Source organism: Streptomyces sp. NPDC005141 (assembly GCF_053599975.1).
This window is the reverse complement of the sequence record NZ_JBSFYW010000016.1, coordinates 111,599-124,895: the sequence shown is the minus strand read 5'-3', so window position 1 is coordinate 124,895 and position 13,297 is coordinate 111,599. Positions and strand designations below refer to the sequence as shown.

Sequence of the window (13,297 nt, the reverse complement as noted above, 5' to 3'; positions counted from 1 at the left end):
CGTGAGGGAGGTGAGGTCGGGGGAGGAAGCCGGGGGCCGGCGGACGTCAGGAGTGGAAGGGCAGTCCGGCTCCGGCCGCCAGCTCCAGGTCGTCGGAGTCCTCCGCGGGGAGCAGCGTCGCCGTGCCGTCGGTCACCGGGACGATGCCCAGCTCCACCAGCTCGGCCATGGCCGCGCTGCCCGCCATGTCGCGGACCTGGAGCTGATAGCGGGCGGTCGTCCGGTAGGTCCCGCCGGAATCGTCGCCGGTGCGCTGCAGGAACCCGGAGTCGGTGAGGAAGGCGACGGCCTTGGCGATGATGCCCGTCGTCGAGCCGGCCAGTCTTCGTGCGTCCTTGGTGGCCCCGGTGGAGCTGCGCCGCGCCCAGATCCGCCAGGCCGCCTCCAGGCCCGGCGCGTCGGTCGCCGGGTCGGTGTTCTCGCCGGTCTCCTCGGCCCGCTCCTCCAGGCGTCGGCAGGCCTGCCGTACGAACGCGTCGACGCCGTTGACCGAGACGCGCCCGATGTATCCGTCGTCCGCGAGGTCCTCGGGGCGCGGGAAGGCCAGTGCGGCCACGGCGAGGTGGGCGAGTCCGTGGAGGAAGCGGTCCCCGGAGTCGGCCGAGGCGCGACGCGCGTAGTCGCCCATGCGGACGGCGAAGACCGAGTCCTCGGCGGCGGTCACCGCCATTCCCGCGCGCGGGGACACCTCCAGGACGATCAGCCCGAGGCCGGCGGCGACCGCGTCGGCGAGCCGGGCGAAGGGTGGGTCCTCGCGATAGCGCCGCAGCAGCTCGGTGTACTCCTGGTCGCGCGCGGGCTGCAGCTTCGGCTGCAGTCCGAAGGCCACGAGCCGCGCCGCGTCGGCGGCGTCGGCAGGTGTGACGGGGGCGCTCGCCGGTGCGGCGGTGGCCTCCGGTTCACTCCACTCGACGTGCTCGGTCACGGCTGGGGCTCCTTGCTCGGTAGTACAGGGTTGCGGGTGCGGGCCGGTGCCCCGTGCGGGGCCGGCCGACCGGCCGGGTGGGGCTTGTCCGGGCGGGCCCGACCGATGACGCCGGACCCGAGGATCGGGTCGGTCGCGTGGATGGGGTCGTTCGCGAGGGTGGGATCGTTCACGAGGGTGGGGTCGGTCGCGAGGATGGGGCTGGTCGCGAGGATCGGGGGCGCCCCCCGGTCCCCGAGCTCGTGCGGCAGACCGTTCATGCCCGGTCCGCCTTCATCCCGGCCGCGTCGAGCAGGGCCATGCCCACGATCAGATCGGCCCCGCCGAATTCCGGATCGTCCAGCTCGGTCCCGTCGTCCACGGCGAACAGCAGACGTTCCTCGCCCTGCCGGTAGGCGGTCCCGACCGGCGGACTCGCGGCGTGCACGGCCAGGAGGGCGACCAGGTAAGGGAGCTCGGGATCGCGGAGGCGGGCCTCCGCGAGCAGCCCGGACAACCGGCGCGGCGCGTCCGGGGAAAGATTCAGCAACTCCATGGCGGAGGCGAGCTGCCCGTCGCTGAACCGGCTGTCGTCCGGTGTGGCGATCAGGTCGGGCTCGGGCATCTCGGCCCCGAGGTGCTCCCGCTCCAGCGGCGGGGTCAGCAGGATGTCGACGAGGTCCCCGACGCGTACGGCGACGGGTGTGCGCAGACCCGTCCCGCGCGCGAAGAACGCGTCGGTGACGCGCAGCGCCCGCTCCACCGGCAGGGGCAGCACCGGCGCGACCAGGTGTCCGTAGAGGTCGATCCCCGAGGTGGTCATGGGGGTCCCGAAAGCCTGCCGGTCCTGCTCGGCGCGGAACAGCGGGCCGGCCTCCAGGAGGCGGGACTGGAGCTGGGTGTGCCTGCGGATGCAGTCCTTGACGATGTCGACGAGCTCGGCGGCGCGCCGCTTCTGCTCGGGGTCCTCGGACTCGTCCCGGGCCTTGCGGATGTTCGTGAGGATCGCGTTCTCGTGGCGGTAGCGGTCGGCCACGTGGTCCAGGGCCTCGGCGATCATGTCGGGGACGGCCTGGAGCCAGTCGACGGCCCGCACGTTGCGCCGGGTCGCGTCGAGGGCCCTGCGCAGCGTTTCCGCGTACTGCACGGTCCGGTAGCGGGCCTGCTCGGCGGCGAGCTGGGCGTCGGCCAGCCGGCCGCGGCTGATCAGGACCTCCAGCTTGACCTCGGCGGCGATCTGCGCGCTGGTGACGTCGGTGTCGAGGGCGCCGACGAGGACGTTGACCGCTTCGTCGGTCGTACGGAGGTAGACACTCCCCCCGTAGCCCGGTACTTCCTCGATCAGCTTGAAGTCGTAGTCGCGGCGCACATAGGTGCCGTCGGGCGCGAAGGTGCCGTACACGGCGCGGAAGCCCCGGTCGACGCTTCCGACGTTGATCAGGTTCTCCAGGACCCAGCGGGCCACGCGCTCGTGCTCGACGACCGGGCGGCGCGGGGCCTGGGCGGCGATGCGCGGGATGAGCCTGGCCACTATCTGGTCGTGGTCGGCGCCCGTGTCGAAGTCCATGTTCAGTGTGACGAGATCGATGGCGGCGAGGGCGACCTCGGCCATGCCGTACACCGTGTACTCGCCCGCGAGGTTCGCCTTGCGCACGTCCAGATCATGCAGCGGCGCGGTGCAGGCGAGCGCGCGCAGCCGCCGCGCCAGGCCCTCGTCGGCGGCCGGGCCCGGCGCCGGGCGCGGCCCCGCGCTGAGCTGGGGCGGAGCGCTGTCCGTCGATGCAGGCGAAGTCACGGTGCACAGACTAGGTCCTCGGTCTGACAACGGTCGAAACGACGCAGAAGCGACCGCCGTCCCCGGCCCCGCCACGAGACCACCGCCCCGGCGCCCCCCACACCCGCGTCACCACCGCACACCGGTGGCCCACCGCGTCGGCCGATCCCGCGGCGCCCCGAGCCGGAACGGTCCCCCCGGCCGACCCGGCACCACGCACCGAAACCGCACCGATCCCGCCCCGCGTCAGTCGGTGCCCTGGCCCCCGTCGGCCACCCGGCGTGCGTAGACCTCGACGAGGCCCTTGCGGGAGTCGTCGAGGTAGCCCGCGAGAAGGCGCTCCGCGCCGTCCCCGTCGCCTGCCTGGAGGGTCCGAAGGATCTCGTGGTTGCGCGCGAGGTAGGGCTCGTGGAGCCGCTGGGGGTCGTCCACCACGTGGAAGGCGAGACGCAGCTCGGCGAAGACGCTGCGCATCACCTCGTCGGTACGGGCGCTGCCGGCGAGTGCGACCAGCTCCCTGTGGAAGTGGATGTTGGCCGTCGACACACCTTTCCAGTCACCTTCGCGGGCCGCCCCCTGCCCTTCGGAGACGGCCTTGGCGAGCCCGTCCACGGCGTACGGCGGCCTGCCGAGCCCGCGGACCACGGCGCACTCGACGAGGGCGCGGGTGCGGTAGATGTCCTCGACGTCCTCGACGGTGAGCACCCGCACGAAGACGCCGCGATTGAGCTCGTGCACCAGCAGCCGCTCGTGCGTGAGCAGCCGGAACGCCTCCCGCAGCGTGTTCCGCGAGACGCCGAGCGCGCCGCCGATGCTGTCCTCGGACAGCCGTGTCCCGGGCGGGAAGAAGCCCTCGGCGATCCGGCTCCTGAGGATGTCCGAGACCCGCTCGGCGGTGCTGGTGCGCCCCAACAGGGCGCGATCGTCGGCCAGTTCCGTCAGCTCTGCCATGCCCGGAATTCAATCGCAGATACAAGAACGAAACAACATGGGTATTGAGGGATCGTTCAACGATCCTCTACCTTGTCGGACAGGCGCCCGCCGCACCACCGCATGCGCACACCGCTCCGCACGGCTCTCCGCACCACCGAGGCGCCCACGGCTTCCGCACGGCACGGCACGGTTCAGTCCTCAAGCACTCTCCGTCCCTCACTGCGAGGTGCCCATGAGTACGACCCCTCCATCCCAGGCCCTGACCGCCGACACTCCACCCGTCGCGGGTGAACCCACCGCTCAGGAAGGCGCGTTCGCCTGGCTGCGCGCACTCGGCCCGCGGGGCCGGCGCGCCTTCGGCGGTGCGTTCGGCGGCTACGGCCTCGACTCGTACGACTACTTCACCCTGCCGCTGAGCATGGTCGCCCTCGCGGCCTACTTCGGTCTCGACAGCGGCCAGACCGGTCTGTTCACCACGGTCACGCTGGTCGTCTCCGCGGTCGGCGGCGCCGTCGCCGGTGTGGTCGCGGACCGGATCGGACGCGTCAAGGCGCTGATGATCACCGTGATCACCTACGCGGTGTTCACGGTGGCCTGCGGTTTCGCGCCCAACTACGAGACGCTGCTGGTGTTCCGCGCCCTCCAGGGACTCGGTTTCGGCGGCGAGTGGGCGGTCGGCGCGATCCTGGTCGCCGAGTACGCGAGCCCCCGGCACCGGGGGCGCACGCTCGGCGCGGTCCAGAGCGCCTGGGCCGTCGGCTGGGGCCTGGCGGTGGTCGTCTACACGCTGGTCTTCCAGTTCCTCGACGACGACATCGCCTGGCGCGTGATGTTCTGGACCGGCGCGCTGCCCGCTCTGCTCGTGGTCTGGGTCCGGCACCGGGTGCAGGACGCCCCCGAGGCGGCCGCGGTCCGCGAACAGAGCGCGGACAAGGGGTCGTTCACCGCGATCTTCAAGCCCGGTACGGCCGAGGCCCCGGGCCTGCTGCGCACCACGTTCTTCGCGGTCCTGCTCTCCACCGGCGTCCAGGGCGGCTATTACACGCTGGCCACCTGGGTGCCCACCTATCTGAAGACGGAGCGCGGACTGTCCGTCGTCGGCACCGGCGGCTACCTGACGCTCCTGATCTCGGGAGCCTTCCTCGGCTACCTCACGGGCGGTGTCCTGACCGACAGACTGGGCCGCAAGCGCAACATCCTGCTCTTCGCGATCCTCTCCGCGGCGTGCATCCTCGCCTACGCGAACATCCCCGGCGGCGCCAACACCCTTCTCCTCGTGCTCGGTTTCCCGCTCGGCTTCTGCATGTCGGCGATCTTCAGCGGCTTCGGCTCGTTCCTCAGCGAGCTGTACCCGGTGGCGGTGCGGGGCACGGGACAGGGCTTCACGTACAACACCGGGCGGGCCGTCGGCGCCGCCTTCCCCACCACGGTCGGCTTCCTGGCCGACAGCTGGGGCGTGGGCGGCGCGCTGGTGTTCGGCGCGATCGGCTACGCCCTGGCCGCGGTGGCCCTGATCGGACTCCCCGAAACGCGTGGCAAGGAGCTCCTGTGAACGACACCGTCCAGGTACGGCCTCCGGCCCTCGCCGTAGCCCCAGCGCGGAGCCTGTCGGCGATCGACGGCCACGCGCACGCGTGGACCCCCGGAGAAGCGCGCCGGCGGTTCCGCTCGGGGCTGTCGGTCCCCACCGCGGGAATCGCCGCGGGGCACACCCAGGCGAACCTCGTCTCCGTGCCCGCCGACTGGGCCTACGAGACACTGCTGTTCTGCCAGCGCAATCCGAAGCCCTGCCCCGTCCTCGACGTCACCGAAGCCGGTTCCTGGACCACTCCGCTCGCCACGGGCGCGGACCTGCGCACCGACCTGCCGCGCTACCGGGTGTGGGAGCACGGCACTTTGGTGGCCGAGCCCACGGACGTCGTCGAGTTCTGGCGGTCCGACCTGGTGTCCTTCCTGATCGGGTGCAGCTTCACCTTCGAGTGGGCGCTGAGCTCGGCGGGCGTTCCGATGCGCCACATCGAGCAGGGCCGCAACGTCTCCATGTACGTGACGGCGCGTCAGTGCCGCCCCGCGGGGCGGCTGCACGGTCCGATGGTCGTGTCGATGCGTCCGGTGCCGCCCGAGCACCTGGCCGCGGCGATCCGGGAGAGCAGCCTGCTGCCCGCCGTGCACGGCAGTCCGGTGCATTGCGGGGAACCGTCGGTGCTGGGGATCGAGGATCTCTCGCGCCCCGACTTCGGTGATCCGGTGACGGCTGCCCCGGACGACATCCCGGTGTTCTGGGCGTGCGGAGTGACGCCCCAGGCGGCCGTGATGGCGTCCCGGCCACCCTTCGCGATCACCCACGCGCCCGGGCAGATGCTCCTCACGGACACCCGCGACGAGCAGTACCGAGTGGCCTGAACGGGCCGGAAGAGGAGAGACGGCAGCTCATGACCCCCATCGATCTCAACGCGGATCTCGGCGAGGGCTTCGGCCGCTGGCGGCTGACCGACGACGAGCAGCTGCTCTCCGTCGTGACCAGCGCCAATGTGGCCTGTGGCTTCCACGCCGGGGACGCGGCCACCATGCGACGGGTGTGCGAGCTGGCGGCGGAGCGGGGTGTACGGATCGGCGCCCAGGTCTCCTACCGCGACCTGGCGGGGTTCGGGCGGCGCGCGATGGACGTGCCGCCCGACGAGCTGGCGGCCGAGGTGGCCTACCAGATCGGCGCCCTGGAGGTCTTCGCCCGCGCGGCGGGCTCACGCGTGGCGTATGTGAAGCCGCACGGGGCGCTCTACAACCGCGTCGTGCACGACGAGGAGCAGGCGGCGGCGGTCGTCGACGGCGTCGTGCTCGCGGGCGCCGGGGCGGGGGGTCTGCCCGTTCTCGGTCTGCCGTCCTCGCGTTTCCTGAAGGTGGCCGAGCGGGCCGGACTGCCCGTCGTCACCGAGGCGTTCGCGGACCGCGCGTACACCGAGGAGGGCACTCTGGTGCCGCGGACCCAGGAGGGCGCGGTGATCACCGAGGCCGAGGCGGTCGTGGAACGCTCCCTGGGCCTGGCCCGCTTCGGAGTTGTCACGTCCCACTCCGGGGAGCGCGTTCCGGTCCGCGCGCGCTCGCTGTGCCTGCACGGGGACACTCCGGGCGCGGTCGACCTGGCCCGCCGGGTGCGTGCCCGGCTGGAGTCCTCGGGCGTGCGCATGGAGGCGTTCGCGTGAACGCTCGACCGGTCGGCGAAGGCGGCGGCGGTGAACGGGGCGGCAGGGGAGGGGGCGCGGACACGGTGTCCGCCGGCGACAGCATGAAGGCCCTGCCCGTCGGGGACCGGGCGCTGCTCGTCGAGGTCTCCTCGGGGGAGGCCGCCCAGGCACTGCACGCCGAACTGCTGCGGCGCCGCGCGGAGGGCTCGCTCTCCGTGCGGGAGATCGTCCCGGCGGCCCGCACGGTGCTCCTGGACGGACTGGACGACCCCGCGCGTCTCGCGGAGCGGCTGCCCTGCTGGGAGATCCCCCCGCTGAACGCGCGCGCGGACGACGCCGTCGAGATCCCCGTACGCTACGACGGTCCCGACCTTGCGGATGTGGCGGCCCTTTGGGGGGTGACGGTGCGCGAAGTGCCGGAGATCCACGCGGCGGCCGAATTCCGCGTCGCCTTCTGCGGGTTCGCGCCCGGCTTCGGCTACCTCACGGGACTGCCGGCGCGGTACGACGTGCCGCGCCGGGCGACCCCGCGGACGGCGGTTCCCGCGGGCTCCCTGGCGCTCGCGGGCCCGTACACGGGGGTGTACCCGCGCAGTTCGCCGGGCGGCTGGCAGCTGATCGGCACGACGGACGCGGTGCTGTGGGACCACGCGCGCGTACCGGCCGCACTGCTGGCCCCCGGCGCGCGCGTCCGCTTCGTACCGGCGGGGCGTCCATGAGCGACCGGGCCCTCGCGGTGGTGCGGGCCGGAGCGCTGACCACCGTCCAGGACCAGGGACGCCCGGGCCACGCACACCTCGGTGTACCGCGCTCCGGAGCGCTGGACGCGCCCGCGGCGGCGCTGGCCAACCGGCTCGTCGCCAATCCCGCCGAGGCGGCCGTGCTGGAGACGACGCTCAACGGCTGTGCGCTGCGCCCCCGTTCGACGGTCACCGTGGCGGTGACCGGAGCGCCCTGCCCGGTCACGGTGGACGGCCGCCCGGTCGCGTGGGGAGCCCCCGTCCGGGTGCCCGCAGGTGCGCTCCTGGACGTCGGCTCCGCGCGCGCGGGGCTACGGAGTTATGTGGCCGTGTCCGGTGGTGTGGCGGTCGAGCCGGTGCTCGGCAGCCGTTCGACCGACCTTCTCTCGGGGCTCGGCCCCGCGCCCCTCACGGACGGCTCGGTGCTTCCCCTGGGCACTCCGGGCGCCCTTCACGCGCGCGTGGACGTGGTTCCGCACAGCGCCCCGCCCGCCGAGCTGGTCCTGCGCGTGACCCTCGGCCCGCGGGACGACTGGTTCACGGAGTCGGCCGTACGGACGCTCACGACCCGCGCCTACCGGGTGTCGTCGGCGAGCAACCGTATCGGCCTGCGGACGGAAGGACCCTCGCTGGAGCGGGCCGTCTCCGGCGAACTCCCCAGCGAGGGCATGGTGCTGGGTGCCGTCCAGGTACCTCCCGACGGCTGCCCGGTCGTGTTCCTCGCCGACCATCCGACCACCGGGGGGTATCCGGTGATCGCGGTCGTCCGCGGCACCGACCTCCCCGCGGCCGCTCAGGCGGTCCCGGGAACCCCTGTGCGCTTCGTGGCCGTGCGCCGCCGCTGAGGCCGCCTGGGACCCGCAGGCCGGCCTTCGGGGCGCCGGGCCCGCGCACCCCCGTACGTCCCGCGCCCTTCCGTCCACCCGTCACGCCATGTCCACGGTCATTCGCATGCCCATATCCATGCCCGTGTCCCCTCCACCCGTCATGCCACGTCCGGCTGTTCGGCCGCCGACAGGGCGGCCAGCGCGGACGCGACGGCGTGCGAGGCGCTCAGGTCGAGGCGGGCGCTGGTGCCCCGGGCCCGGTGGCGCACCTCGGACGCGGCGAGGGTGAGCAGCTGGGGCAGCAGGTCCGTGCAGCGCCGGGCCACCCATCCCGTTCCCGCGGTGGCCAGCCACATGAGGCTCGCCGAGCGGGTCGGCGCGGGGAACTCGGGCCGGGCCGAGGGCGGGATCCCGGTGGCGACGCCCGCCTCGGCGAGCAGGGCGTGGAAGTGCAGGGCGAGCCGGCGGTGCCCGAGTTCCCCCGGGTGCAGCCGGTCCGCGCTCCACACGGCACGGTCTCTCAGCCATTCCTCCTCCGCCGCGTGCAGATGCTTCGCCCCGTGCCGCTCGGAGAGGGCGTGCACGACCGCGTTGACCGCGCGCTGCCGCCGGGCCAGCGGGCGGGCCAGGGCTCCCGGCAGCCCGAGCATCGAGCCGGGGTCCGGGAGGCAGGCCGTCATCACGACCGTGTCCCGCGCGCGGAACGCCGCGTAGACCGTGTCGAGCCGTTCGGCCACCGCGTGGATGTCGAACGTGCACCGCAGGGTGTCGTTGACGCCGATCACGACGGAGACGAGGTCGGGCTCCAGGGCGAGCGCCGCCGGGGTCTGCCGTTCGAGGACGTCCCGTGTCTGTGCCCCGCTGACCGCGAGGTTGGTGAACCGCACGGGGGCGCCCGCCGGGGCGAGCCCGGGGGCGAGCAGCTCGGCCCACCCCCGCCAGCCGTCGCCGACGGGGTCGCCCACGCCTTCCGTGAGCGAGTCCCCGAGGGCGACGAACCGCACCGGTCTCATGCCACGCCCTCCTGGAGGCGCGGCCGGGTCGGGACCACCGCGTCGTGCGCGGCGAGGAAGCCCGCCACGGCCTCGTCCCAGCCGAAGCACTCGGCACGCGCGCGTGCGGCCTGCCTGCGTTCGCTCTCGGTGCGGTCGAGCAGCAGCCGTACCGCGTCCGCGAAGGAGTCCCCGCTGTCGGAGGCGGTGGCTCCGGCGGAGCCGAGGATCTCCGGCAGGGCGGAGAGCGAGCTGGCGACCACGGGGGTGCCGCAGGCCATCGCCTCCAGGGCGGCGAGCCCGAAGGTCTCCGCGGGCCCCGGTGCCAGGCACACGTCGGCCGAGGCCTGGAGCGAACCGAGCAGGGTGCGGTCGGCCATGTGCCCGAGGAAGGTGACGGGCAGCCGCCGGTCCCTCGCCCGCTGTTCGAGCCGGGCCCTGAGCGGTCCGTCACCGGCGACGACGAGGACGGCGCGCTCTCCGCGCCGCAGCAGCGCCTCCAGGGCGTCGAGCGCCGTACCGGGACGCTTCTCGACCGAGAGCCGGGAGCACATCACGAGCAGGACCTGGTCCGCGCGCGCGTGGCGGGCACGCAGCGCCGGGTCCCGCAGTGCCGGGTGCCGGTTCACCAGATCGACGCCCAGAGGGGCGCGTACGACGTTGCGGGCGCCGATGCGCACGAACTCGCGCTCGGCGAACTCCGTGGTGCACACCACCCGCGCATAGGTGTGCGCGGTACGGACGTTGAGGGCGTCGGCGGTCCGCCGGGCCATCCCCTCGGACAGTCCCCAGGTGCGCAGCACACCGTCGGCGGTCTCGTGGGAGACCATCACCGCGGGCACCCGGGCCCGCCTCGCCCAGACTCCGGTCCAGCGCAGGGTGGTGCGGTCGGAGACCTCGAGGCGGTCGGGGGCGAGCGACTCCAGGAGCCGGGCCACCCGCCGCTTGTCCGTGAGGACGCGATAGCCGCCCGTCCCGGGCAGCAGCGGCCCCGGCAGCGTGATCACCCGCCCCTGCTCGGTGTCGCGGTCGCCCGCGCGCTCACCGGGAACGACGAGCACCGGTTCGTGGCCGGCCGCCCGGTAGCCGGCGCCCAGCTCGCGCAGCGCGGTGCGCAGGCCCCCGGAGGCGGGGGTGACGAAGTTGGCGAGCCGTACGATGCGCAGACTCATGCCGCCACCGGCTTCCGCGCGGACAGCACGTCCTCGTAGTGGCCGATGAGCTGGTCGCCCACCGCGGCCCAGGTGCGGCCTTCGACCATGGCATGCCCGGCGGCGCCGTAGGACGCCCGCAGCGCGGGATCGGCGGCCAGCGTGGACACCGCGTCCCGTACGGCGACGCTGTCGCGCGGCGGGACCAGCAGCCCGGTGCGCCCGTGGGCGACGAGGTCGAGCGGTCCGCCGGCGGCGGGCGCGACGACGGGCACGCCGCTGGCCATGGCCTCCTGCACGGTCTGGCAGAAGGTCTCGAAGGGGCCGGTGTGCGCGAAGACGTCCAGTGACGCGAAGATCCGCGCGAGTTCGTCACCGGTGCGCCGGCCGAGGAAGACCGCTCCGGGGAGCGCGCCCCGCAGAGTGGCTTCGCTGGGCCCGTCGCCGACCACGACGACCCGGACGCCGTCCAGCGTGCACACCCCGGAGAGCAGTTCGACCTGCTTCTCGGGGGCGAGCCGGCCGACGTAGCCGACGATCAGCTCGCCGTTCGGTGCCAGTTCGCGGCGGAGCGCCTCGTCCCGGCGGCCGGGGCGGAAGCGGACCGTGTCGACCCCGCGCGCCCACAGCCGCACCCGGGGCACGCCGTGTGCCTCCAGGTCGCGCAGGGCCGCGCTGGACGGCGCGAGGGTCCGGTCGGCCGCGGCGTGCACGGAGCGGATGCGCCGCCACGCGGTGGCCTCGCCCGCGCTGATGTACGTACGGGCGTATCCGGCGAGGTCGGTCTGGTAGACGGCCACGGCGGGGATGCCGAGCCGGGAGGCGGCCGCCATGCCGCGGACGCCGAGGATGAAGGGGCTGGCCAGGTGGACGATGTCGGCGCGGTGTTCGGTGATGGCCGCGGCGACGCGTCGGCTGGGGAGGGCGACGCGGACCTGCGGGTAGCCCGGAAGCGGAAGGGACGGGACACGGACGACCGGGCACGGCGCCAGGGCGTCGGGCCCGCTGCCGGCCGGGGCACCTCCCGGTTCGGGGGAAGCCGAGAACCTGGGGGAGGTGGCCGGGGCGACGACGAGGGGGGCGTGACCGCGATCGACGAGGTGCCGGGCGGTCTGGAGCGCGCAGTGGGCCACGCCGTTCACATCGGGGGGAAAGGATTCGGTCACGATGACGACACGCATATGGGTGTTCTCGCCGCACTGGACGTGGCCGCGTCAACGTGGATCTTTGCGAACGATGAACGTCCCGTGAGCGTTGCACTCCGCCCCCGTCCAGGTCAGCCCCCGTCCACGCGCCCCTGACGCCCGGGTCACCGAACGTTCATACGGCCGGCATGTCGGGCCCGATCCGGCTCCGTACGGCTGTCTGGACCTCGGCCTCCTCGGCCGGATCCGCGGCCAGCCGGCGCAGCTGATCCACCACACGCGCGTCACCGGTCTCGGCGTGCCGGGCGGCGGTCTCGCGGGTGGTCTCCTCGCAGTCCCACAGGCACTCGACGGCGAAGCCGGCGGGGAAGGAGGGATCGGTGACGGCCAGCGCGCGGGCGGCGCGCTGGCGCAGATGCGACGACGCGGTCTCCCGGTAGATGTGCCGCAGCACGGGGGCGGCGCAGGCGATGCCGAGCCGTCCGGTGCCGTCGACGAGGGTCCACAGGGTCGGCGCGTCGGGGCCTTCGCCCCGTACCGCCTCGCGCAGGGCGGCCAGCACGAGGTCCCGGTCCTGCGCCCCGCCCCGGCAGGCGAGCATGCGGCCCGCGGCGGCGCCGAGGGCGTCGGGCCGGTGCGCCCAGCCCCGCGCGTGGTCGACCGCGGCGACGCTCCGCATCCGTTCGAAGGCGTCGACGGCGGCCTCGGCGACGGCCGTCGGACCGGCCGCGACCGCCGCCTCGATCAGGTCGAGGGCGTCCGGATCATTGCTGTCGGCGAGATAGCGCAGGGCCGTGCAGCGGGCCCCCTCGGTGCCGTGGCGCGCGGCCTCGACGATCTCGGGGCGGTCCTCCGGTCCCGCGACGGCGGTCAGGCAGCGGGCGGCCGGGACGTGCAGCGCGGCGCCTCGGTCGATGCCCTGCTGGGCCCACTCGAAGACGGCGCGGACACTCCACCCGGGGCGGGGGCCTGTCGGTCGCATCTGGCGCTGCCAGCGGTCGAAGGACCCGGCTTCCTGGGCGGCACGCACGCGTGCGGCGATGGATGCGCGCGGGTCGTCGGCCCACAGCCGCCAGGGCCGCGGCTCGAAGGAGTCGCGTACGGCGGCGGCGAGGGCGGCCTCGCCCTCCGCGTCGGCAGGGAAGCGGGCGAGCACGGGGACGGCGAGGGCGCGCAGGCCCGCGTCGTCGTCGCGCAGGGCCAGCTCGTCGAGGGCCCAGGCCCAGTTGGTGCCGGTGGCGGCGTACCTGCGCAGCAGCGCGAGCGCGTCCGGCCTGCCGTAGGAGGCGAGGTGGCCGAGGACCGCGAGGGCGAGCCCCGTGCGTGACTCGCAGTCGTCGAGGACGTCCTCGGCATCGAAGAGGTGCCGCTCGATCTCGTCGAGCTCGCCGCTCAGATCGAGGTAGAGACGGGCGTAGTACAGGGAGCGGTTCTCCACCTGCCAGTCGTGGCGGGGGTCGCTCAGAACACAGTGGTTCAGTGCCGCGAGCGCTTCGGCTCGCGGTGCGGTGAGCGCGTGCAGCGTGCCGTCGCCGCGGCCCCTCTGGAGCAGACCGAGCAGGGTTCCGCTGGGCGCTATGACCGGATCGAACATGGGAAACAGCCTCACATCAAGCGTCGACGCAACCGGGATCCTGCATTACCTGGCC

13 protein-coding genes are annotated in these 13,297 nt (G+C 73.9%); 5 read left to right on the top strand and 8 right to left on the bottom strand.

The features are described 5' to 3' along the window. Window positions 1-46 precede the first annotated feature (46 nt). The 4 genes from ACWD68_RS15640 to ACWD68_RS15625 form a co-directional block, all read right to left on the bottom strand. Entirely contained in the window at window positions 47-925 is an 879-nt protein-coding gene (locus tag ACWD68_RS15640; RefSeq protein ID WP_451806956.1) for a hypothetical protein, read from the bottom strand. Then, window positions 922-1,185 carry a hypothetical protein gene (locus tag ACWD68_RS15635; protein WP_451806955.1) on the bottom strand — a complete coding sequence of 88 codons (264 nt, stop codon included), beginning with the start codon at window positions 1,183-1,185 and terminating at the stop codon, window positions 922-924. The genes ACWD68_RS15640 and ACWD68_RS15635 overlap by 4 nt, the downstream gene beginning before the upstream one ends. Then, complete coding sequence (locus tag ACWD68_RS15630; protein ID WP_451806954.1) at window positions 1,182-2,699, bottom strand: hypothetical protein; 1,518 nt, start codon at window positions 2,697-2,699, stop codon at window positions 1,182-1,184. The genes ACWD68_RS15635 and ACWD68_RS15630 overlap by 4 nt, the downstream gene beginning before the upstream one ends. Window positions 2,700-2,924: 225 nt before the next feature. Further along, a complete protein-coding gene (locus ACWD68_RS15625) occupies window positions 2,925-3,629 on the bottom strand; it encodes a GntR family transcriptional regulator (RefSeq protein WP_451806953.1) in 705 nt (234 codons plus the stop codon). A gap of 214 nt (window positions 3,630-3,843) precedes the next feature. Between ACWD68_RS15625 and ACWD68_RS15620 the strand changes: the two genes are divergently transcribed. The 5 genes from ACWD68_RS15620 to ACWD68_RS15600 all read left to right on the top strand — a co-directional run bounded on the left by ACWD68_RS15620 (window position 3,844) and on the right by ACWD68_RS15600 (window position 8,378). Continuing rightward, window positions 3,844-5,163: an MFS transporter gene (locus ACWD68_RS15620; protein WP_451806952.1), complete on the top strand. Its 1,320-nt coding sequence runs from the start codon at window positions 3,844-3,846 to the stop codon at window positions 5,161-5,163. Between the two features lie 53 nt (window positions 5,164-5,216). Further along, window positions 5,217-6,014, top strand: coding sequence for a putative hydro-lyase (locus ACWD68_RS15615; protein WP_451806977.1), 798 nt, complete (start codon window positions 5,217-5,219; stop codon window positions 6,012-6,014). Between the two features lie 29 nt (window positions 6,015-6,043). Further along, window positions 6,044-6,811 carry a LamB/YcsF family protein gene (locus ACWD68_RS15610; RefSeq protein WP_451806951.1) on the top strand — a complete coding sequence of 256 codons (768 nt, stop codon included), beginning with the start codon at window positions 6,044-6,046 and terminating at the stop codon, window positions 6,809-6,811. An 83-nt stretch (window positions 6,812-6,894) separates the two neighbouring features. Further along, window positions 6,895-7,512: a 5-oxoprolinase subunit B family protein gene (locus ACWD68_RS15605; RefSeq protein ID WP_451806976.1), complete on the top strand. Its 618-nt coding sequence runs from the start codon at window positions 6,895-6,897 to the stop codon at window positions 7,510-7,512. Next, a complete protein-coding gene (locus tag ACWD68_RS15600; RefSeq protein ID WP_451806950.1) occupies window positions 7,509-8,378 on the top strand; it encodes a 5-oxoprolinase subunit C family protein in 870 nt (289 codons plus the stop codon). The genes ACWD68_RS15605 and ACWD68_RS15600 overlap by 4 nt, the downstream gene beginning before the upstream one ends. Window positions 8,379-8,518: 140 nt before the next feature. Here ACWD68_RS15600 and ACWD68_RS15595 read toward each other — a convergent pair whose 3' ends face one another. The 4 genes from ACWD68_RS15595 to ACWD68_RS15580 all read right to left on the bottom strand — a co-directional run bounded on the left by ACWD68_RS15595 (window position 8,519) and on the right by ACWD68_RS15580 (window position 13,242). After that, window positions 8,519-9,373, bottom strand: a complete 855-nt coding sequence (locus tag ACWD68_RS15595) for an SGNH/GDSL hydrolase family protein (protein WP_451806949.1) — start codon at window positions 9,371-9,373, stop codon at window positions 8,519-8,521. Next, complete coding sequence (locus ACWD68_RS15590; RefSeq protein WP_451806948.1) at window positions 9,370-10,524, bottom strand: glycosyltransferase; 1,155 nt, start codon at window positions 10,522-10,524, stop codon at window positions 9,370-9,372. Before ACWD68_RS15590 ends, ACWD68_RS15595 begins: the two co-directional genes overlap by 4 nt. Beyond that, window positions 10,521-11,684: a glycosyltransferase family 4 protein gene (locus tag ACWD68_RS15585; RefSeq protein WP_451806947.1), complete on the bottom strand. Its 1,164-nt coding sequence runs from the start codon at window positions 11,682-11,684 to the stop codon at window positions 10,521-10,523. The genes ACWD68_RS15590 and ACWD68_RS15585 overlap by 4 nt, the downstream gene beginning before the upstream one ends. 139 nt (window positions 11,685-11,823) lie before the next feature. After that, the gene (locus tag ACWD68_RS15580) at window positions 11,824-13,242 is read right to left on the bottom strand and encodes a HEAT repeat domain-containing protein (protein WP_451806946.1); all 1,419 of its coding nucleotides are present in this window, start codon (window positions 13,240-13,242) and stop codon (window positions 11,824-11,826) included. Between the last annotated feature and the right edge of the window lie 55 nt (window positions 13,243-13,297).